Genomic DNA, 18,567 nt, shown 5'->3' on the forward strand with positions numbered 1-18,567 from the left:
TCCTTGACGCTAGGTCGTGATCGATTAGGTCTGGTGCCTTCGGTCGATGGTAAGGCTGGTCACCGCCAGCAGACGCTGGGGCTAGGGTCTATGCGTGCCTCAGGAACCCGACGAAGATTTTTTGATGCACGAGGAGTCGGTGTTGGCCAGGCTGAGTGAGCTGTCTGGCGTCGAGATTCTGTGGTGCGACGACTTCTACGACGGGGATATCGACGGGCTGGCCCGGTGGGAGGGGCGGGAGTTCTGGTTCGCGGGTGTCTACCCACTCGATCGTCGTCCCCGCCGGTACGTGCTGCACGAGATCAGGGCATCGGACGTCGAGGCGGCGTCGGCGCTGCACCGTCGACTGGGCGCATACGCTGACGCTGCCCGGCACGGACGTCTGGACTCGACGCAGGAGCAAGCGTGGGACCAGGTGTGGGCGAGCCGGCCGGATTACCGCCGCGCTCCGGCGGTGGGCTGGTTCACCGCCTGACCCCAGACTCAAGGTTCAGCTAGTCGCGGTGATGTGGTGGTGCGCCTTGGTGCGGTTCAGGTCGGTGGTGCTGCGCCGGGGGACGGCTTTGATCGGGGTGTCGGCGTCGTAGACGGTGACGGTGTGTTCGTCGAGGGCGACGGTGACGAGTTTGCGGGAATGCACGACACCGACTTGGATGCTGCCGGTGATCGACACGACCCGCTCGACGGTCGGCGCGGCGGCTGGGGGTGGGACCGGGGAGGCGGGTCGAGACGGGCCGCACGCGCCGCCGTCTGGGCGCGCGTCCGTCGTTCCGCTGGCGCTCCGACTCCGGCCACGCGACACGCCCGGCGGCTGGCGCGGAGAGCGGGAAGCCCGGGGCCGCCGCAGACGGTGGGGCCGAGGGTGGTTGGTGTTCGTGGGCCGGCAGCCAGCCGGGCCGCGCCCCGAGCGGCGCGGCGCAGCGAAGGGCGCACGCCGGGTCCGCGGCGGGTCGCGGCGGCGAGCTGGTCGCGGTTACCGCGCCTCCGGCGGGGGCGCAACGGCTCCAGGATGGCTGGGGCACCGCTGGCGGGTCACGGTCCGTGGGTGGTTGCGCAGGGCCATCCCGCCCACCGTCGACCCGGGCGGGCCGAGCAGACCACCGCCCGGCCCGCCAGCATTCGTAGGTGCGTCAAGGTCCGCTTGACGTGGCGGACCGGGCGGCGGCCCGCTCCCCAGAGGGCGGGTCGACGGCAGACAGTGAGGATGGCGGGGCGTGCCAGATGCGTGCCCGAAGGCCGGGTCTACAGGGGCCAAAACCACCCGAGAGCAGCGCCGGAAGATTGACGCTCTGTAGTTGGTATCTCGTGTGGGATTGGTCGTCTGTCTACCGAAAGTGACGATCAACCCGATTCCCAAGCTGATCGTCTCGTTGGTCAGCACGAGGACGGCGTTTGGGCCGCTAGGGTCCGGACATGCGCGTTGTTGTTCACTCGGTCAGGTTCCCCGACCTTCAGCAAGGCCCTCCCGAGGACCCCGCCGTCACCATGCAACTCGTGGAGATTTACGCAGGCCCGAGCGATGGTCAGGGTGAGGAGCGGTTCCAGGCAACGGTGTGCACTCCGGCTGCTCTGTCACGGCTGCTCGCTGATCAGGACGTCATCGTTGGAAGACACTGGCTGTTTGTCGATCACTTCCACCCTGGCCGCGTCGAGCAGTTCCTCCGCAAGCTGATCCAGAACATCGAGGGTGCCAGCTGGAGCGAGGTCGCGTCGAAGGTGGGACGCCTGGCGCAGCATGAGTTCGAGGACTACGGCTCGTGAGTGACTAACTGGGTGACGATCGGCCCGGACGCCGACGGACGAGCGTGGACTCCGGAGGATCTTCCGACGGCTCGGCCGGATGCATCAGCAGGTCACCGTCGTGGGTTTGTTGCCTGGGGGCCAAGGAGTCTCTTCAGCGGTGCGCAGAGCCTCGGCCAGGTCGCCGACAAGCTTCTTGGGTCGTCGATGCCACCACCAGCCCATAGCGGGAGTGATCTGGTGGTATCGGCCTACTGCCTGGCCGCCATCCTCAATCGTGGCGGCACGGAAGCGCTCGTCCAGCGGTTGCAGCATCTCGTGCCAGCACGACCGGACGGGGTGAGTCACCTGGGGCCATGCCTTAGCTAGCCAGTCTCTGCAGTAGAGATCATTTGTGTACTCGTCGACGAGGTCGGAGTAGCCCCGCTCAACCTGGGCGACGAGCCACGCCCACTTGCCGATCATCTCCTCAATTGTGAACTCCTTGCGCCACCCTTGCTGATGGAGCGCCGCACTGGCGGCCCGGACGGATTCCAGGTCCTCGGTGCTCAAGTGGCTGTCATCAGGGTTCAAGTCCACATCGGGATGCTAGACCGGCCCTGGATTCACCGGGCGGCAGCCGGGGGCGCGCACGGGGCACAAGACACTGTGAAACGTCGGCAACCAGCTATCAAGGACGTGAGCCCAGGAGCGACCGTGACCAGCGCGCCGACCAGATCGCCGCAGGTCATGGGAGAGGCGGTCTATGTTCCGCCTCAACGTCTGACTCAGGTCGGCGGCTGTTGCCTAGGCTGGCGGCATGGTGCAGGCAGGGGTAGCCCGGTGACCGCCTCAGCTGACGACGACCGGGCCCGCTATGTTCGTGATCGCCAGTGGCTTGACTGTGCGGTCCACGAGCTGCCGGCCGGTGTGCTGTGGGGTGCCGATGGCGCGACACCTGCCCAGTGCGCCGAGATGCTGGACGGCTTGGACGAGTTCGCACGTGTCTGTGCTCGCCTCGGGCTCGATGACCACACCGAGTTCGTCGAGGCCTGCCGGTGGCACTTCGATCACTACCCGCACTTCCTCGGCCGCCGTCGCCACTTTGACGACTATGCGACGTACATCCGTGACCGCCGCGGACCGTTGCGGGTCTTCGCACCTGTTGCTCCGGGCTGGCTACGGCGTCTGTGACGGATACGCCCGCCACGAACTGGTCCGTCACTCGGTGAGGGCGAACCGACGATGGTTGTCGGCCCACCAGTCCAGCCAGCAGCGGACCTCGATGCAGTTCATCGCGGTCACCTGTCTGTCGTGAGATCAGTCCAGGTTCGGCCGTCGCCGGCTCGGCTTGCGCTTTCTCCCGGCCCTGGCGTTCGCGAACTGCCGTTGGCGCTGGTCTCGTTGCTGCCGCTGCCAGTCGTGTCGCCGGCGGTCGCGTCGTCTCTCGTAGCCGCGGGCGACCACGGCTAGTGCCATCCACCCGGACAGCACCAGGCCTGCCGCCCCGACCACCCCTTGCAGCCGGCCCCGATGCCCGCTGAGGATGCCGAAATCGGTGACGAAATCCTGCGGATCATCGGGGTTGACCCAGATCTGCATAGCACTGCCGGCCGCCAGGCAGACCTCCCAACAGCCAACCTCGGCCTGACGCTGAGCGCCGGCGAACTCGTAGCGCAGGTGCATCGTGTTCCGCCGCTTGTGCACGAGTTCATCGACAACTGCCTGGGCTGGCACGCCGTCGACCCGCAGTCGACGCCCCCAGGCGTCGTTGTCCTGAAAGGTCTTGAACGGCAGCCACATCATGACCAGCCCGACCGCGAGGCCGAGTGCGTAGACGGGGTAGCGGGCAAGCCACCAGCTCCGCAAGATCTTCACGGTGGTCATGGTCGCAGTCGATGTCGACAGGCGGCAGTAGGGTGACCGGATGACGGATCAGCTGCTCCGGTCGTCGTTTGGCGCGGCGGCGACCGCGTACGCCGAGCACCGCCCTGACTACGCGCGGGCCGCGGTGCGGTGGGCGCTGGAGGCCGCCCCCGGTCTACGCGTGCTCGACCTGGGTGCCGGCACCGGCAAGTTGTCCGCGACGCTGGTGGCGGTGGGCGCGGATGTCGTGGCGGTCGAGCCCGACCCGGCGATGCTCACCGAGCTTCGCCGTGCGGTGCCGACCGTCAGTGCCCTGCCGGGTAGCGCCGAGGCCATCCCGTTGCCGGACGGGTCCGTCGATGCCGTGCTCGCCGGCAACGCCCTGCACTGGTTCGACATGACCGTCGCGGGGGCGGAGATCGCCCGGGTCCTCGCACCCGGCGGTGTCCTGGCCGGTCTGTGGAACATCATGGACGACCGGATCGACTGGGTTGCCGGGCTCGGACGGGTCAGCGGGAGTGCGGCCATCGGCCCGCGTGACACGTTGAGCAGTTGGCGCGCGGCGACGGCGGACATGCTCGTTCCGAGCACCGGCCTGATCGCGGGGTTCGGGGCGGCCGAGCAGGTCGAGTTCCCGCACGGGCAGCGTCGTACCGCCGACTCGCTCGTCGCGACGCTCGCGACGCGGGCCGGGATGCTGGTCATGCCGGACGAGGAGCGAGAGGCCACCCTCGGCCGGATCCGCTCCTTCCTCGGGAGCCGACCCGAAACCGCCCACGGCGAGTTCACGCTGCCGATGCTGACCGGCGTGCTGCGCGCCCGCCGGAGTTGACGATCGTCGACCCGGTGAACCGGCATCGCTCCGGGGCGTTGAACGCTGCGCTGGCAGGCGCCGAGGTGGCACTCGTGGGCCTGTTCTCGGCGAAGGACAAGGAGTTCGACAGCAAGCTCGATCTGCTGGCCAGCGTGGTGGAAGCCCACGGTGGCCAGGTCGTGAGCCGGCATGTGCAGCGGCGGGGAGTCTCTTCCGGCGGAGCGGACAAGATGGGCGACCCGTTCTCGCGGCGGACGTTGCTCACCCCCGGTAGAGCCCGCGAAGTCGCCGAGGACTGCCGGCAGCGCGGGGTCGGCGTCGTGGTCTTCGCGAATCCCTTGACCGGCCACCAGCGGGCCGTCCTCACGGACATGTTCGGCTGTCTCGTGATGAGTGGCGAGGACCTCCGGTAGGTCAGGGACGGACGGCCTTCTCGCCGTGGACGGTCGCGTACTCGGCGGCGAGCCAGGGCCCAAGGTCGTCGATGAGTTCGCGGAGGCCACCCGGAACCGGGGAGGGCGTGCGGCCGATAACGGCAGCTCTACGCATCTGCTCCGCGCGTTCCGGATAGTGGAGCCCGAACGCCTCGGCGGATTGGGTGAGGTCGCTCGTCCAGCCTCCCCACTGAGGCATGACCAGTGTGAAGCCGGTCCTGACGATGCGCCGAGCGACGACCCGGCTGAGGGCCTTCCGTTGCTGGTCGGTGTTCGCTTCGGCCGCCTGGCGGCGCCACCCCGCAAGCGCAAGGGACAGGTCGCCGTTCGTCTCCCGGGCGAGCAGGGAAGTGGGCCGGTAGCGGGGGAGTTGGTCGGCGAGGTCGTCGCCCAGCAGGGGGGTGCACAGGCAGGCGACGAAGAAGCCGAGGTCGTGCCGCTCAAGCTCGCTGAGCAGCGTACGTGCGCTGAACAGCAGGACGCCCACGCCGTCGATCTGCGGAAAGGACCGGTCGAGGTCCTGCTCGATCCTGGTGGCAGCCGCCCGGTCGGCCTCGGTTGGTTCCGTGTGCAGGGCGAGGAGCAGGTCGAGATCGGAGACGCCGAGGATGGCGGTGCCGCGCGGGATGCTGCCGTAGATGTAGGCGCTGTGCAGCAGACCACCGTCGAACGACTCGGCTATCCGAGCGCGTGCCGCGTCGACAACACCGGCGAACGCGGCCGGGACCCGACTGAGTGCACCCTCGCGCGCGATCCATCCCTCGACGTCCAGTCCTCTTCCGGGCATGGGGACACTCTGCCGGAGCTGGCGACGACGATCACCCACGGGCCGGGCGATCTCGGAGTGGTCTGAGAGGCAGCACCCCTCCTAACGCGCGTCGAGCGGTACGGAGATGGCGTCGCGGATCATGGTTACGGCTTGGTCGACGTTTCGTGCCGTGGCCTGGGAATCGTCCTGCTCGGACTCGTGCACGAAGGCCGTGACGCCACGACGGCTGCCGCAGTAGTCAACGATGCCGTGCTCGATCTGCGTCCGCAGCGCGTGTCCGTACCCGTGTCGCTCGTAGAGGCCGGCGTCGTCACCGGCGACCGGGAGCAGGTGGGTGGTGAGGCGGTGCAGCCGCGGTTGGATGCCGGTGGCCGGGGCGTAGTCGAAGGCCCAGCCGTTGATGAACACCCGGTCGATCCACCCCTTGAGCAGCGCCGGCATCGACCACCAGTAGACCGGGAAGACCAGCACGAGGTCATTTGCTCGATCGATGCGCTGCTGCTCGCGGAGGACGTCGGGCGGCGGCCCGCCGCGCTGCTGGTACGCCAGGCGGTCGGCCGGGGTGTACCTCGGGTCGAAGCCCTCCTTCGCCAGGTCGGCGATCTCGACCGACCCCGGGCGCAGCGCGGCCTCAAGTCGCCGCGCCACGTGGTGCGTCAGGGACCCGGGCTCGGGGTTCACGGCTACCAACAAGCTGTGCATGGGTGCAAGGGTCCTACTGCTCGGCCCAGGCACCCAACTCGTTGCCGCTGGGGTCGGTGAAGTGGAACCGCCGGCCACCGGGGAACTCGTACGGCCCGTTCACCACCTGGCCGCCGGCCTCCTTGACGGCCTGCACGGATCGGTCCAGGTCGCTGGAGTAGAGCAGCACGAGCGGGCCGCCCGCCCGAACCTCCCTGTCCACACGGAGACCGCCGACCTCGGACGCGGCGTCGCCGTGTGGGCTGCGGATGCCGGCGTACTCCGGCCCGTAGTCGTTGAACTGCCAACCGAACGCGTCGGCGTAGAAGCGCTTGGCCACGGCGAGGTCGGTCACCGTGAGCTCGATGTAGTCGATGGCGTGGTGTCGGTGCGGCGATGACTCAGACATGCGCCGATCGTGCACCCCGGGTACGACGAAACCACGACGTGCAACGAAAGGTTGCGCGATTGGTGCGGGCTGTCGTAGGTTGAGTGCAACCAAAGGTTGCGAAAGGTTGTGGGCATGGAACAGGGAACGATCGAACGCGACATCCACGTCAACGCGTCCCCCGAGGTCGTCTTCGAGGTGGTCAGCCAACCCGAGCACATGCGGGAGTGGTGGCCCGACGACGCGCGGTTCGAGTCGGTCGCGGGCGCGCCCGGTGAGCTGGTGTGGCGCGACGCCGACACCGGGGAGACGAAGACCGTCGCGCTCGCCGTCGTCGAGGTCGACCCGCCGAAGCGGTTCTCCTTTCGATGGTGCTTCACCGAGCCGGACCGGAGCGGGCAGGCGCTGTTCGTCACCTTCGACCTGGTGCCCAGCGGCGGCGGAACGCTGATCCGGATGACCGAGACCGGGTTCCGCGAGCTGGGTTGGGAGGTCGCCGTCCTGGAGGAGCAGTACCGCGACCACGAGAACGGTTGGGACCACTACATGCCTCGGCTGGGCGAATACGTCGCGCGGCTGGTCGCGACCCCGTGAGCGCAATGGTCGACGACGAGTTGTGGTCGGCGATCGGCGACCCGATCCGGCGTACGATGATCGATCTTCTTCTCGCCGACGGGCCGGGCACGGCCACCTCCTTGAGCAGGCGGCTACCCGTCACCCGTCAGGCCGTCTCGAAGCACCTGGCGGTCCTCGACCGGGTTGGGCTGATCCACGCCGAACCGGCCGGTCGCGAACGCCATTACCAGGTGGACGAGGCGCAGCTCGCCCGCGCGGTCGCCCAGTTGTCGGCGGTCGGCTCCACCTGGGACGCCCGACTCCGCCGGATCAAGCGGATCGCCGAGGCGATCGAACGCACCCGCACCAACGACGAAGGAGACTGAGAATGGTCGACATCCTGCACCGGGTCGGCGTCGTCGCTCCGCTCGACGACGTCTACCGAGCGGTGGCGACGCCGGAGGGCCTCGCCGCCTGGTGGACCACCGACACGGTGGGCAAGAGCGAGGTCGGTGGACAGTTGGCCTTCCGGTTCGGCGATGCCGGCGGCTTCGACATGGAGGTCCTGGAGCTGAACCCCGCCGGGCGGGTGCGGTGGCGCGTCGTCGACGGCCCAGAGGAGTGGGTCGGCACCGAGGTCGACTGGCGTCTCGACCAGCGCGGCGAGTACACGATCGTCCAGTTCGCGCACCAGGGCTGGCGCGAGCCGGTCGAGTTCATGCACCACTGCAGCACCAAGTGGGCGCTGTTCCTGATGAGCCTGAAGGAGCAGGTGGAGACCGGCCACGGCCGACCGGCCCCGGACGACGTGCGGATCAGCGACTGGCACTGACCTGGGTGACGGCTGCATCGCCGGGCAATCGCGAACTCCGCCTGGAGATCGCGATTGCCCCGGCGACCAGGCCGAGGGCCACGATCGCCACGGCGCAGAGCAGCAGCGTCGGGCGGGGGCCGATGGCACCCACCAGCGGCCCGCCCAGCATGGTGCCCAGCGGCACCGCCAGCACGAGGATGGCACCGTTCGCGGCGAGCACCGCGGGCAGTCGGGCGGTCGACGTGCTGCGCTGGAACAGCGCCATCGACGTGGACATGTACGGCGCCCAGATGAAGCCCGCCAGGGCGAACGCCGGCAACGACACGCCGACCGGTACGCCCAGGCCGAGGGGCAGCATGGCAACGCCGAACGCGACGACGATGCCGATGGTGGTGGCTCGCAGTGGCCAGCGGCGGAGGTAACCGGCGACCAGACCCCCGGCGAGACCGCCGACGCCGAACGCGGTGTAGTAGGCGCCGAGCAGCGTCGCCGAGGCGTGCAGGTCGTCGGTGATGTGGATGGGCATCGCCACGTACACCGGTCCGAAGAGGAAGAAGAACCCGAGGCTCAGCACCAGCAGGCCCAGCAGGGCCGGGTTCTGGCGGATGACCGCGAAGCCGGCCGTTCGCGAAGCGCCACTCTCGGACCGTGCGGGTCCGTCGTTGGCGGGAAGGGCGAGACGGTACGTGAGGGCCAGCGCGGCGAAGGTGGCGGCGTCGATGGCGATGACCCAGACCGGCCCCACCCAGCCGATCAGGATGCCCGCCAGTGGCGGGCCCACGATTGTGGCGAACCCTCCGATGGTGCTGAGCACGGCGTTGGCCGGCAGATGGTGTCGCTGCGGCAGCAGTTCGGCGATCAGGGTGAATCGGCCGGCGGAACCCCACGAGTGCAGCAGCGCCGACGCGGCCAGCAGAACCACGTACAGCCCGATGGTGAGCACGCCAGCGAGGTGGGCGAGGGGGATCGCCCCGAGCGCGCTGGCCCGCAGGATGGCATCCCAACCGGCGAGTTGCGCGCCGCTGCGCCCCCGTAACAGCCGGCCGAAGACGACAGTCCCGGCCGCGCTGGGCAGCGTGTACGACGCCATGGCCAGCGCGATCCAGGTGCCCCGCTGATCGTGCGGAGCGAGTTGGATGGCGAGCCAGGTCACCGCGACCACCGCCAGGCCGTCTCCCAACGCGGAGACGGCCAGCCCGGGCAGTACGCGCCGGAGCTGAGGATGACTGACCACCGGCCAGTACGGGGAGGAGCGCGGGAAACGGGAGGCGTCCGACATGCTGTCAGCTCACCCGCCGCGGCACCTGCGAATCAACACCTACTGCTACCAGCAGAATCAGCCGAGGGTGAAAGGCCGGATCACCGTTGCGGGCCGTCGCTACCGCGGGCAGCGCGCGAGGACGAGCCGATGCTCGCCACGATCGAACCCACCGAGGCGAGCGACACCGCCACCGTGCCGGCCGTGTCGGCACCGCCGTCGCCGGTCACCTTGAGGATGATGCCGGTGACCATCAGGACGACCGACAGGGCCAGGACTACATGGACGGCTCGCCTGCTCATGGCGGCATCTCACCTTTCCGCCGGCGGGAGATCGGCTCGGGTTCCTTGACGTCGGGGCGATGACACCCCGACTTTCCGAAACCCGAGCCGATCAAACCGCTACTCCGCCCGGTAGACGGAGATGTGCGACGGGCTGTCGGCCTGGAACGGTCGTCGGTGCCAGTCGGCGTACCGCTCGGTGAGCCGGAGCCCGGCCTGCTGCGCCATCTCGTCGATCTGGTGCGGCCAGGCGTACCGCATGGCGAACGGCTTCAGGTGCACACCGTCCGCGTCGAACGTGATCGTCTGCCGGATGAACCGCTGCGCCGGCCGGTCGTACCGGTGCAGTCGGATCGTCGCGGAGTCCTCGGTGACCTCACGCACCTGCACCTGCTCGTCCGAGTCGAAGCTGCGCGGGTCGGGCACGAACGTCTCGATGACGAACGCGCCGCCGGGCGACAGCACCCGGGCGACGTTGCGGAAGCAGTCCGCCTGCCGCTCGGCGTCCACCAGGTTGAACAGGGTGTTGAAGACCAGGTACGCGAGCCGGAACTCGCCGGCCACCGGCACGTCCGCCATGTCGGCGACGACCACCGGGATTTGGTCGCCGCCGGGTTTCGCCCGCAGCTGCGCGAGCATCTCCTCGGACGCCTCGACGCCGTGCACGGCGAGGCCGCGTTCGGCCAGCGGCAGCGCGACCCGGCCGGTGCCGATCGCCAGTTCGAGAACCGGACCTCCGTCGGCCAGTTCGGCCAGGAAGTCAACGGCAGGGGCCGGGTCGGGGTTGCCCGGGCCGTCGTAGTCGGCAGCCCAGAGCCGGCCGAAGAGGCCAGGATCGTCGAAGACCGACATCAGCGGCCTCCGAGGTTGGGGTCAGTGGCGCCCAGCAGCGCCAGGGAAACAGTCCTGCTCACGAAGTCTCGATTCCTCGGGTCGGATGACGGTTGGTTCGGGGGACTTCGTCGTGTCGGGCATGGCGGCTGCTCCCTTCGCGCGGCTGTCGACCGAGGACACCAGAGACGCCGCGGGCCCGGCAAGGCATTTACGCCGGCCGGGCCCACGACGGGACGTGCGGTCAGGAGATGTGGTGCAGGATCACGTTGTGCACGTGGTGGCTCTTCTGCGCGCCACGGAACTCCACCTCATAGGTGTGCGTGCCGACGTGGATGGCGATGGCACCGGTGGAGAAGAACGAACCACCCCACGACTTGTTGCTGACCACGCTCACGCTGGTGATCTTCGAGTACGGGATGCTGGTGATCGCGAACCGCTTCCCGACGAAGGACCGGTCCTGGATGATCACGCGGCGGTCGGTCAGCCCGATGAACCCGGTGCCGGTGCCGACGGCGTCGTAGACGGCGATGATCTGCTCGCCTTCGAGGAGGCCACTCTCAATCTGCTGGACCTGCTCTTTGCGGTCGTACGCGATGTTCGCCATGCGATCCAGGCTAGAAAACCGGTGCCAGCGTGCCCACCCGGGCGAGGATCACGAACTCGCCGTCGCCGTGGCCGACGGGCTCGCCGTGCCAGCCACCGTGAACGCGATCCACGATGAAGCCCGCCCTGGTCAGGGAGGTGCGCAGCTCGGCCTCCGTGCGAAAGCGCAGGCTCGCCGAGCTGAGGAGTTCCTCCCCGTCGTCGAAGTGGTAGTGGTGGGTGAAGTCGACCACTCCGTCGCGTACCCCGGTGACCTCGGTCCACGCGCGGACCTCGCCGCCGTCGGGCAGCGTGACCAGCCGGTGCGAATCCACCGGGTTCCACAGCTCCCAGCGACGGTCCGCCGGGTCGCGGGCGTCGAACACCAGCCGGCCGCCGGGCACCAGCGCCCGGGCCAGGTCGGCGAGGGTACGCGACCACTCCGCATCGTCCACGAAGAACTGCGCGACGTGGCTGGTCAGCACCGCGACGTCGAACGCCCGCTCCGGCAGCAGCGCCGAGGTGCCCACGAGCCAGGTCACCCGCTCACCACCCGGCTTGGCCCGGGCGGAGGCCACTGACGCGTCGGCCGGATCCACACCGGTGACGGTGTGGCCGGCGGCGGCGAGGGCAATGGCCAGCCGGCCGGTGCCGCAGCCGAGGTCGAGCACCCGGGCGGCCGGGGTCTCGTCGACCACCGTCTGGAAGAAATCGTCGTCCGGCCCCCACCGGCACTCCGCGTCGTACACCCGCACCAGCCGGTGGTGGCGGAACTCGGCGTGCCTCATCGGGGGTTCGCGTCGGTCGCGGCGCGGACGAACTCGCGTACCCGGGTGGTGGTGTTGCTGGCCAGCCAGACCGGCCCTCGTTCGATCGGCGGCGCATCGTGGATGGGCACGTACGCCACGTCGGGGCGCGGGTAGTAGCGCCGCGTGTGCTCGCCCACCGGCAGGACTCCCCGGCCCAGCGCGACCAGGGACAGCATCTCGGAGAAGGTGTTCCCGGCGGGCCCCTTTGGCACCGCCCGGCCGGACGGGGTGCGCTCCGGTGTGCGGTCCCGCTTGAACTCCACCGAGGTCACTGTCGGGTACTGCACCACCGGGTGGTCGGCGAGCACCTCCAACGACACCGACCGCTCCCGGGTGAGCGGGTGGCCCGCCGCCACCGCCAGCACCCGGCCCTCGGAGAGCAGCGCCGGGCCGGTGGCCATCCCGTCGAACGGGTACGAGGCGATCAACACGTCGGTCGAGCCGTCGAGCAACCCCGAGCGGGTGGTGGACAACTGCGCCTCGTGCACCTCCACCCGGCAGTCGGGGTGCCGTTCACCGAACAGGGCCACCGCCCGGAGCAGCACCGGCGCGGTCCACTCGCCGAGGAACGCCACCCGTAGCGTCCCGGTCACGCCCCGGGCGGCGTCGGTCGCGCGGCGGACGGCCTCGTCCATGCCTGCCACCAGCGGGGCCAGTTCGTCGGCGAGTTGCCGGCCGATCGGGGTGAGCCGGACGACCCGACTGGTGCGGGCGAACAGCGGTGCGCCGATCCGGCGTTCCAGCTTCTTCACGATGTGGCTGACCCGGCCGGTGCTGACTGTCAACCGCTCGGCGGTCCGGCCGAAGTGCAGTTCCTCCGCGAGGGTCAGGAACGTCTCGACCTCGTACCGCTCCAGCACACCGTTCCCATCGTTGACCTGTGGGCAACGATCGTAGCGGCATCGGGTCTTGGTCGGCGTTCCTCGTCCGGGGATCGTGAACCGGCAGGGAAAACCGAGCGAAAGGCGCTGACGTGACCATCGACGACTACCTGGCCGGCCTGGCCGGCCCACTGCGCGAGATCGGCGAGAAGCTGACGCCGATCATCGCGGAAGCCCTTCCCGGGGCGATCGGGGCGATGTGGCACGGGCACCCGGTCTGGAGCCTGGGCGACCGGCCCGGCCAGCGCCCGGTCTGCCTGGTCAAGGCGTACGGGTCGTACGTCACCTTCGGGCTGTGGCGGGGGCAGGAGATCACCGACCTGTCGGGGCGGCTGATCCCCGGTGCGCGGGCGATGGCGGCGGTGAAGTTGCGCGACGTCGCCGACATCGACCCGGCCCTGTTCAGCGACTGGCTGCGCGCGGCGGCCCACCTGGAGGAGGCGTGAGCGCGGTGCGGGTAACCGGTTTCGACCACTTGGTGCTGACCGTCGCCGACGTGGAACGGTCCCTGGACTTCTATTGCGGCCGGCTCGGACTGGCACCGGTACGGGTCGACGAGTGGCGTGCGGGCAGCGTCCCGTTCCCCTCGGTGCGGATCAGCCCCGACAGCATCATCGACCTCGTCCGGGGTGAGCCGCAGGGCGCGAACGTGGACCACTTCTGCCTGGTGGTGGCACCACTGGACTGGGCGCAGGTGATCGAGTCGGGGGTCTTCACGGTGTTGACCGGGCCGGTCAGCCGGTTCGGGGCCCGCGGTTCGGCGACCTCGATCTACGTGCGGGACCCGGACGGCAACTCGGTGGAGCTGCGCTGGTACCCGCAGGACGACGGGTCGGATTCGGAGACGGTCGTCAGCCCTCGGTGACCGCCCGGTACGCGTCCTCGATGCGGGCGGCCAACAGCACCTCGCCCTCGGTCAGCGGCTCGCCGCTGCCGTGCCCGACCCGGATCTGGGTGCTGTCGGCCCGGCGGCTGATCTCGGGCCGCAGATGCAGCGCGTCCGCGACGACCTTGACCCGTTCAGTTAGTGCGGCGTGTTGGGTATCGTCGATCACGAGCGTCCGTCGGATCTGCTCGCCCTCGCGCGTCCAACCAGATAGCAAGGTCAACGCGTCGGAAAGGTAGTCGTGCTTGGCCCTGCTGTTGAACAGCACGCGCATCACCGCACCCCCCAAGCGCCGTTGCCGGCTTGTGGCCAAATCGTCGCCATCCCGTGTCTTGTCGGTGTCTCCTAGTCTCTCGCTGCTCGGAGGGGGTGTCCACGCCCACACTTCCGTGTCTTGTTGGCCTAGCGGACGGCTACGGTACCCAAACCGCCGATTGATCTGGCACCCTGGACGCCCGTGCGGACCGAACGGGCGAGTGATGGCGGGCAGACCGAACGACGGGACCTGAAGGTGATCGTCGGTGCGGCGATCATCCGAGATGGGCGGGTGCTCGCCTGTGCGCGTTCCGCCCCACCCGAGGTGGCGGGCATGTGGGAGTTTCCGGGCGGAAAGGTCGAGCCTGGAGAGGCCGAGACCGACGCGTTGATCCGAGAGTGCGCCGAGGAGTTGGCCGTACGCGTCGAGATCGGCGCCCGGGTCGGCCGCAACGTACGGATGGCGCACGGCCGTTCGGTGCTCAAGGTGTACGCGGCCCGCCTGGTCGGCGGCGACCAGCCCCAGGCGCTGGAGCACGAGGCGCTCCGCTGGCTCACCGCCGACGAACTGGACTCGGTCACCTGGCTCCCCGCCGACGCCCCCATCGTCGCCGCCCTCCGCCCCCTCCTGACCCCAACCCCGTAACCCCAACCCCCGCCCCCTCCGCCCCCTACGCCCGGGTGATCAAGAGGTTTCGGTCACGATCACGCCTTCAGATGACCGAAAGCTCTTGATCACCGGGGTGACGGGGGTGGGGTGGGAAGTGGGACGGGGGCCGTGGCAACTGCCACGGCCCCCGTTGTCGTTCAGGTGGTTAGTGCTTGTTGTCCTGCTCCGGGTGGGCGAAGTTGAGGTGCTCCGGAGGCAGCGGGAAGGTCACGTCGTCGCCGAACGGCGACGGCGCGGCGGCCCGGTCGAAGGTGAGCTCGGTCAGCGGCAGCTTGCCCCGGTCGTCAACCGCCGGAGCGGTCGGGTGGGGCACCTCCCGGTGCCAGTTGACGCCGCTCTGCGCCTGCGCCTCAGCCCGCGAATCGTGAGAGCCACCCGCGTGCGAGTGGACCCCGCTCCTGGTCCCACCCGACGAGTTCGTCGAGCCCTGACGGGCGGTGGTCACGCTGGTCTGGGGCGTCTCGCCCCGACGGAAGATCTTGCTACCAAGCCACACAAGGGGATCGTACCTGCGGTCGACGACCCGTTCCTTCATGGGGATGATCCCGTTGTCAGTGATCTTGATGTGCTCGGGGCAGACCTCGGTGCAGCACTTGGTGATGTTGCAGAAACCGAGGCCCTGTTCGGCCTGCGCGTACTCCTTGCGGTCGGTCCGGGCGTCCAGCGGGTGCATGTCCAGCTCGGCCGCCCGGATGAAGTACCGCGGGCCGGAGAACGCCTGCTTGTTCTCCTCGTGATCGCGGATCACGTGGCAGACCGTCTGGCACAGGAAGCACTCGATGCACTTGCGGAACTCCTGCGAGCGCTCCACGTCGACCTGCTGCATCCGGTAGTCACCCGGGGCCACGTCCGCCGGAGGGGCGAACGCCGGGGTCTCCCGTGCCTTCTCGTAGTTGAACGAGACGTCGGTGACCAGGTCCCGGATGACCGGGAAGGTACGCAGCGGAGTGACCGTGACGGTCTCGTCGTCGCCAAAGGTCGACATCCGCGTCATGCAACCCAGCCGCGGCTTGCCGTTGATCTCGATGGAGCAGGAGCCGCACTTGCCGGCCTTGCAGTTCCACCGGCAGGCCAGGTCGGGCGCGTCGGTGGCCTGCAGGCGGTGGATGACGTCGAGGACGACCTCGCCCTCGTTCACCTCCACCATGTAGTCCTGGAGGTCACCGCCGCTCTCGTCGCCCCGCCAGATCCGGAACTGACGCTTCCCGCTCATCGGTTGTCCGCCTCTCCAGCGTCGGCAACGAGGGCGTCGAAGTCGGCGAGCTCCTCGTCGGTGAGGTACTTGGCCAGCTCGGCCCGGTCGAAGAGGCCGATCAGCTCCGGCCGCATCTTCGGCAGCGGCTTGCGGGTCAGCTGCACGGTGTCCCCGTCCAGCGCGCAGACCAGGTTGACCTGCCGCCACTTCGGCTCCATCGCCGGGTAGTCCTCCCGGGTGTGCCCGCCGCGCGACTCCTGCCGCTCCAGCGCCGCCTTCGCGGTGCACTCCGAGACCACCAGCATGTTGCGCAGGTCCAGGGCCAGGTGCCAGCCCGGGTTGTAGCGTCGGCCGCCGGCCGCGCTCACCTTGGCCACCCGCTCACGCAGCTCGGCGAGCCGGACCAGCGCGTCGGCCAGCTCACCCTCGCGGCGGATGATGCCCACCAGGTCACCCATGACCGCCTGGAGGTCCTGCTGAAGGGTGTACGGGCTCTCGCCGGTGTCCCGTTGCAGCGGAGCGAGGGCGGTCTCCACCGCCGCCTCGACCTCGTGCACGGCCACCTTCGGCCGGGCGGTCAGACCGTCGGCGTAGCTGGCCGCGTGCCCGCCCGCCCGCTTGCCGAAGACCAGCAGGTCGGACAGGGAGTTACCACCGAGTCGGTTGGAGCCGTGCATGCCACCGGAGACCTCGCCGGCGGCGAACAGCCCGCGTACGTGGCCGAAGGCGGCACCCGAATCCGGGTCCACCTCGACGCCGCCCATCACGTAGTGACAGGTCGGGCCGACCTCCATCGGCTCGGCCGTGATGTCGACGTCGGCCAGCTCCTTGAACTGGTGGTACATCGACGGCAGCCGGCGGCGGATCTCGTCGGCGGAACGTCGGCTCGCGATGTCCAGGAAGACACCACCGGCGGGGGAGCCCCGGCCGGCCTTGACCTCGCTGTTGATGGCGCGGGCCACCTCGTCGCGGGGCAGCAGCTCCGGCGGACGCCGGTTGTTGTCCGGGTCGGTGTACCAGCGGTCCGCCTCCTCCTCGGTCTCCGCGTACTGCTTGCGGAAGACGTCGGGGACGTAGTCGAACATGAACCGCTTGCCGTCGGAGTTCTTCAGGACGCCGCCGTCACCGCGCACCGACTCGGTGACCAGGATGCCCTTCACCGAGGGCGGCCAGACCATGCCGGTCGGGTGGAACTGGAGGAACTCCATGTTGATCAGCGTCGCCCCGGCGCGCAGCGCCAGCGCGTGCCCGTCCCCGGTGTACTCCCAGGAGTTCGACGTGACCTTGTAGGAGCGCCCGACGCCGCCGGTGGCCAGCACGACCGCCGGCGCCTCGAAGAGGATGAACTCGCCCGACTCGCGGTAGTAGCCGAACGCGCCGGCCACCCGGTCACCGTCGAGCAGCAGCTCGGTGATGGTCGTCTCGGAGAACACCCTGATCCGGGCGTCGTACGAGCCGAACTCCCGCTGGTCCTCCTGCTGGAGCGAGACGATCTTCTGCTGGAGGGTGCGGATCAGCTCCAGGCCGGTCCGGTCGCCCACGTGCGCCAGGCGCGGGTATTCGTGGCCACCGAAGTTGCGCTGCGAGATTTTGCCGTCCTTGGTGCGGTCGAAGAGCGCCCCGTACGTCTCCAGCTCCCAGATCCGCTGCGGCGACTCCTTCGCGTGCAGCTCGGCCATCCGGAAGTTGTTGAGGAACTTGCCGCCGCGCATGGTGTCGCGGAAGTGCACCTGCCAGTTGTCCCGGCTGTTCACATTGCCCATCGCGGCGGCCGCGCCGCCCTCGGCCATCACCGTGTGCGCCTTGCCGAACAGCGACTTGGAGATGATCGCGGTCTTCTTGCCGGCCAGCCGGGCCTCGATCGCCGCGCGCAGACCGGCGCCGCCGGCCCCGATGACGACGACGTCGTAGTGGTGTCGTTCGATGCGAGTGGTTGTGGTCATGTCAGGGGCCCTTTAGTTGATGAACCGCAGGTCGGAGAACCAGCCGGCCGCGAGCGCCATGATGTAGAAGTCGGCCAGCGCCAGGGTGCCGAGGGTGATCCAGGCGAGCTGCATGTGCCGGACGTTCAACGCCGAGACGAAGGTCCAGGCCTTGTACCGCACCGGGTGCTTGGAGAAGTGCTTGAGCCGGCCGCCGATGATGTGCCGGCAGGAGTGGCAGGAGATCGTGTACGCCCAGAGCATCACCACGTTGAGCAGCAGGATGATGTTGCCCAGCCCGAAGCCGAAGCCCTTCGGCGAGTGGAAGGCGAGGATCGCGTCCCAGGTGTTGATCAGCGAGATGATCGCGGCGGCGTAGAAGAAGTAGCGGTGCAGGTTCTGCCCGAGCAGCGGGAAACGGGTCTCACCGCCGTACTCCTTGTGCCCGTCCGGGACGGCGCAGGCCGGCGGCGACAGCCAGAACGACCGGTAGTACGCCTTGCGGTAGTAGTAGCAGGTGAGCCGGAACAGCAGCAGGAACGGCAGGGTCAGCGCGGCGTCCGGGATGATCCACCAGCCGGGCAGGAACCGGCCGAAGTGCGAGGCTTCCTCGACACACCGGTCGGTCACGCACGGGGAGTAGAACGGGGTCAGGTAGTGGAACTGGTCCACCCAGTACCACTTGTGCATGAAGACCCGGACCGTCGCGTACGCGACCCAGGCGCTGAGCCCGATCACGGTGATCAGCGGGGCGAACCACCATCGGTCGGTACGCAACGTCTTCGCCGCGATGGCGGCGCGCGCCCGCGCCCCCCTCGGCCTCGTTGCCGTTGAAGTCATTCGAGTCGTCTCCTCGACGGGCCCGTACGGGCGGGCTGGTCTCTCTCCGGTCGGCACGCGGACCGGCGAACCCGCACCCGCTGCCACGTCATGCGCACACCAACGACCACGCCG

Annotated in this window: 27 protein-coding genes; 10 read left to right on the forward strand and 17 right to left on the reverse strand. The window is 69.2% G+C overall.

Features of this window, described 5'->3' with window-relative positions:
- The first annotated feature begins 94 nt into the window (after positions 1 to 94).
- The gene (locus tag ABTW72_RS13025; RefSeq protein WP_350858055.1) at positions 95 to 475 is read left to right on the forward strand and encodes a hypothetical protein; all 381 of its coding nucleotides are present in this window, start codon (positions 95 to 97) and stop codon (positions 473 to 475) included.
- A gap of 15 nt (positions 476 to 490) precedes the next feature.
- Here ABTW72_RS13025 and ABTW72_RS13030 read toward each other — a convergent pair whose 3' ends face one another.
- On the reverse strand, positions 491 to 640 hold the full coding sequence (locus ABTW72_RS13030) for a hypothetical protein (RefSeq protein ID WP_350858058.1): 150 nt from the start codon (positions 638 to 640) through the stop codon (positions 491 to 493).
- A 773-nt stretch (positions 641 to 1,413) separates the two neighbouring features.
- Here ABTW72_RS13030 and ABTW72_RS13035 point away from each other — a divergent pair.
- On the forward strand, positions 1,414 to 1,761 hold the full coding sequence (locus ABTW72_RS13035) for an immunity 8 family protein (RefSeq protein ID WP_350858060.1): 348 nt from the start codon (positions 1,414 to 1,416) through the stop codon (positions 1,759 to 1,761).
- 84 nt (positions 1,762 to 1,845) lie between these two features.
- Here the strand turns inward: ABTW72_RS13035 and ABTW72_RS13040 are convergent, their stop codons facing one another.
- The 3 genes from ABTW72_RS13040 to ABTW72_RS13050 form a co-directional block, all read right to left on the reverse strand.
- Positions 1,846 to 2,319: a hypothetical protein gene (locus ABTW72_RS13040; RefSeq protein WP_350858063.1), complete on the reverse strand. Its 474-nt coding sequence runs from the start codon at positions 2,317 to 2,319 to the stop codon at positions 1,846 to 1,848.
- Between the two features lie 252 nt (positions 2,320 to 2,571).
- A complete protein-coding gene (locus ABTW72_RS13045; RefSeq protein ID WP_350858066.1) occupies positions 2,572 to 2,823 on the reverse strand; it encodes a hypothetical protein in 252 nt (83 codons plus the stop codon).
- A 216-nt stretch (positions 2,824 to 3,039) separates the two neighbouring features.
- Positions 3,040 to 3,597, reverse strand: coding sequence for a DUF3592 domain-containing protein (locus ABTW72_RS13050; protein ID WP_350858069.1), 558 nt, complete (start codon positions 3,595 to 3,597; stop codon positions 3,040 to 3,042).
- A 49-nt stretch (positions 3,598 to 3,646) separates the two neighbouring features.
- Between ABTW72_RS13050 and ABTW72_RS13055 the strand changes: the two genes are divergently transcribed.
- Together ABTW72_RS13055 and ABTW72_RS13060 are read left to right on the forward strand one after the other, a co-directional pair.
- Entirely contained in the window at positions 3,647 to 4,417 is a 771-nt protein-coding gene (locus tag ABTW72_RS13055) for a class I SAM-dependent methyltransferase (RefSeq protein WP_350858072.1), read from the forward strand.
- Entirely contained in the window at positions 4,414 to 4,812 is a 399-nt protein-coding gene (locus ABTW72_RS13060) for an HflX-like GTP-binding protein (protein WP_350858075.1), read from the forward strand. Before ABTW72_RS13055 ends, ABTW72_RS13060 begins: the two co-directional genes overlap by 4 nt.
- A 1-nt stretch (position 4,813) precedes the next feature.
- Here ABTW72_RS13060 and ABTW72_RS13065 read toward each other — a convergent pair whose 3' ends face one another.
- From ABTW72_RS13065 to ABTW72_RS13075, 3 genes are all read right to left on the reverse strand, one after another.
- Positions 4,814 to 5,620, reverse strand: a complete 807-nt coding sequence (locus tag ABTW72_RS13065; RefSeq protein WP_350858077.1) for a nucleotidyltransferase domain-containing protein — start codon at positions 5,618 to 5,620, stop codon at positions 4,814 to 4,816.
- An 81-nt stretch (positions 5,621 to 5,701) separates the two neighbouring features.
- On the reverse strand, positions 5,702 to 6,304 hold the full coding sequence (locus tag ABTW72_RS13070) for an NAD(P)H-dependent oxidoreductase (protein WP_350858080.1): 603 nt from the start codon (positions 6,302 to 6,304) through the stop codon (positions 5,702 to 5,704).
- A 13-nt stretch (positions 6,305 to 6,317) separates the two neighbouring features.
- Positions 6,318 to 6,692, reverse strand: coding sequence for a VOC family protein (locus ABTW72_RS13075; RefSeq protein ID WP_350858082.1), 375 nt, complete (start codon positions 6,690 to 6,692; stop codon positions 6,318 to 6,320).
- 114 nt (positions 6,693 to 6,806) lie between these two features.
- Between ABTW72_RS13075 and ABTW72_RS13080 the strand changes: the two genes are divergently transcribed.
- The 3 genes from ABTW72_RS13080 to ABTW72_RS13090 are packed head-to-tail and all read left to right on the forward strand — an operon-like array spanning position 6,807 to position 8,058.
- A complete protein-coding gene (locus ABTW72_RS13080) occupies positions 6,807 to 7,265 on the forward strand; it encodes an SRPBCC domain-containing protein (protein WP_350858085.1) in 459 nt (152 codons plus the stop codon).
- Positions 7,266 to 7,270: 5 nt separating this feature from the next.
- Positions 7,271 to 7,612 (forward strand): ArsR/SmtB family transcription factor, encoded by a 342-nt coding sequence (locus ABTW72_RS13085; protein WP_350858875.1) that lies wholly within the window; start codon positions 7,271 to 7,273, stop codon positions 7,610 to 7,612.
- A gap of 2 nt (positions 7,613 to 7,614) precedes the next feature.
- Positions 7,615 to 8,058 carry an SRPBCC family protein gene (locus tag ABTW72_RS13090; RefSeq protein ID WP_091406258.1) on the forward strand — a complete coding sequence of 148 codons (444 nt, stop codon included), beginning with the start codon at positions 7,615 to 7,617 and terminating at the stop codon, positions 8,056 to 8,058.
- On the opposite strand, the gene ABTW72_RS13095 is transcribed toward ABTW72_RS13090, so the two are convergent.
- From ABTW72_RS13095 to ABTW72_RS13120, 6 genes are all read right to left on the reverse strand, one after another.
- Positions 8,042 to 9,319, reverse strand: coding sequence for an MFS transporter (locus ABTW72_RS13095; RefSeq protein WP_350858088.1), 1,278 nt, complete (start codon positions 9,317 to 9,319; stop codon positions 8,042 to 8,044). The two genes, ABTW72_RS13090 and ABTW72_RS13095, sit on opposite strands and share 17 nt — an antisense overlap.
- 80 nt (positions 9,320 to 9,399) lie before the next feature.
- Entirely contained in the window at positions 9,400 to 9,600 is a 201-nt protein-coding gene (locus ABTW72_RS13100; protein WP_350858090.1) for a hypothetical protein, read from the reverse strand.
- A 99-nt stretch (positions 9,601 to 9,699) separates the two neighbouring features.
- Complete coding sequence (locus ABTW72_RS13105) at positions 9,700 to 10,431, reverse strand: class I SAM-dependent methyltransferase (protein WP_350858093.1); 732 nt, start codon at positions 10,429 to 10,431, stop codon at positions 9,700 to 9,702.
- A 223-nt stretch (positions 10,432 to 10,654) separates the two neighbouring features.
- Entirely contained in the window at positions 10,655 to 11,017 is a 363-nt protein-coding gene (locus tag ABTW72_RS13110; protein WP_030337500.1) for a PH domain-containing protein, read from the reverse strand.
- Positions 11,018 to 11,027: 10 nt separating this feature from the next.
- On the reverse strand, positions 11,028 to 11,783 hold the full coding sequence (locus ABTW72_RS13115; RefSeq protein WP_350858096.1) for a class I SAM-dependent methyltransferase: 756 nt from the start codon (positions 11,781 to 11,783) through the stop codon (positions 11,028 to 11,030).
- On the reverse strand, positions 11,780 to 12,664 hold the full coding sequence (locus ABTW72_RS13120; RefSeq protein WP_350858098.1) for a LysR family transcriptional regulator: 885 nt from the start codon (positions 12,662 to 12,664) through the stop codon (positions 11,780 to 11,782). The genes ABTW72_RS13115 and ABTW72_RS13120 overlap by 4 nt, the downstream gene beginning before the upstream one ends.
- Before the next feature lie 113 nt (positions 12,665 to 12,777).
- On the opposite strand from ABTW72_RS13120, the gene ABTW72_RS13125 reads away from it, so the two are divergent.
- Together ABTW72_RS13125 and ABTW72_RS13130 are read left to right on the forward strand one after the other, a co-directional pair.
- Positions 12,778 to 13,131, forward strand: a complete 354-nt coding sequence (locus tag ABTW72_RS13125) for a DUF1801 domain-containing protein (protein WP_350858100.1) — start codon at positions 12,778 to 12,780, stop codon at positions 13,129 to 13,131.
- Positions 13,128 to 13,550: a VOC family protein gene (locus ABTW72_RS13130; RefSeq protein WP_350858103.1), complete on the forward strand. Its 423-nt coding sequence runs from the start codon at positions 13,128 to 13,130 to the stop codon at positions 13,548 to 13,550. Before ABTW72_RS13125 ends, ABTW72_RS13130 begins: the two co-directional genes overlap by 4 nt.
- Here ABTW72_RS13130 and ABTW72_RS13135 read toward each other — a convergent pair.
- Complete coding sequence (locus tag ABTW72_RS13135; protein WP_124859878.1) at positions 13,537 to 13,845, reverse strand: 4a-hydroxytetrahydrobiopterin dehydratase; 309 nt, start codon at positions 13,843 to 13,845, stop codon at positions 13,537 to 13,539. The two genes, ABTW72_RS13130 and ABTW72_RS13135, sit on opposite strands and share 14 nt — an antisense overlap.
- Before the next feature lie 183 nt (positions 13,846 to 14,028).
- Between ABTW72_RS13135 and ABTW72_RS13140 the strand changes: the two genes are divergently transcribed.
- The gene (locus ABTW72_RS13140) at positions 14,029 to 14,472 is read left to right on the forward strand and encodes a (deoxy)nucleoside triphosphate pyrophosphohydrolase (protein ID WP_350858106.1); all 444 of its coding nucleotides are present in this window, start codon (positions 14,029 to 14,031) and stop codon (positions 14,470 to 14,472) included.
- A 169-nt stretch (positions 14,473 to 14,641) separates the two neighbouring features.
- Here ABTW72_RS13140 and ABTW72_RS13145 read toward each other — a convergent pair whose 3' ends face one another.
- Genes ABTW72_RS13145 through sdhC form a run of 3 tightly spaced genes read right to left on the reverse strand, consistent with a single transcriptional unit; the run spans position 14,642 to position 18,453 of the window.
- A complete protein-coding gene (locus ABTW72_RS13145; protein WP_350858109.1) occupies positions 14,642 to 15,709 on the reverse strand; it encodes a succinate dehydrogenase/fumarate reductase iron-sulfur subunit in 1,068 nt (355 codons plus the stop codon).
- Positions 15,706 to 17,634, reverse strand: coding sequence for a fumarate reductase/succinate dehydrogenase flavoprotein subunit (locus ABTW72_RS13150; protein WP_350858112.1), 1,929 nt, complete (start codon positions 17,632 to 17,634; stop codon positions 15,706 to 15,708). Before ABTW72_RS13150 ends, ABTW72_RS13145 begins: the two co-directional genes overlap by 4 nt.
- Before the next feature lie 12 nt (positions 17,635 to 17,646).
- On the reverse strand, positions 17,647 to 18,453 hold the full coding sequence (gene sdhC, locus ABTW72_RS13155; RefSeq protein WP_112583731.1) for a succinate dehydrogenase subunit SdhC: 807 nt from the start codon (positions 18,451 to 18,453) through the stop codon (positions 17,647 to 17,649).
- Positions 18,454 to 18,567: the final 114 nt, after the last annotated feature.

Source organism: Micromonospora sp. NPDC127501 (assembly GCF_040302185.1).
Classification (GTDB): domain Bacteria; phylum Actinomycetota; class Actinomycetes; order Mycobacteriales; family Micromonosporaceae; genus Micromonospora.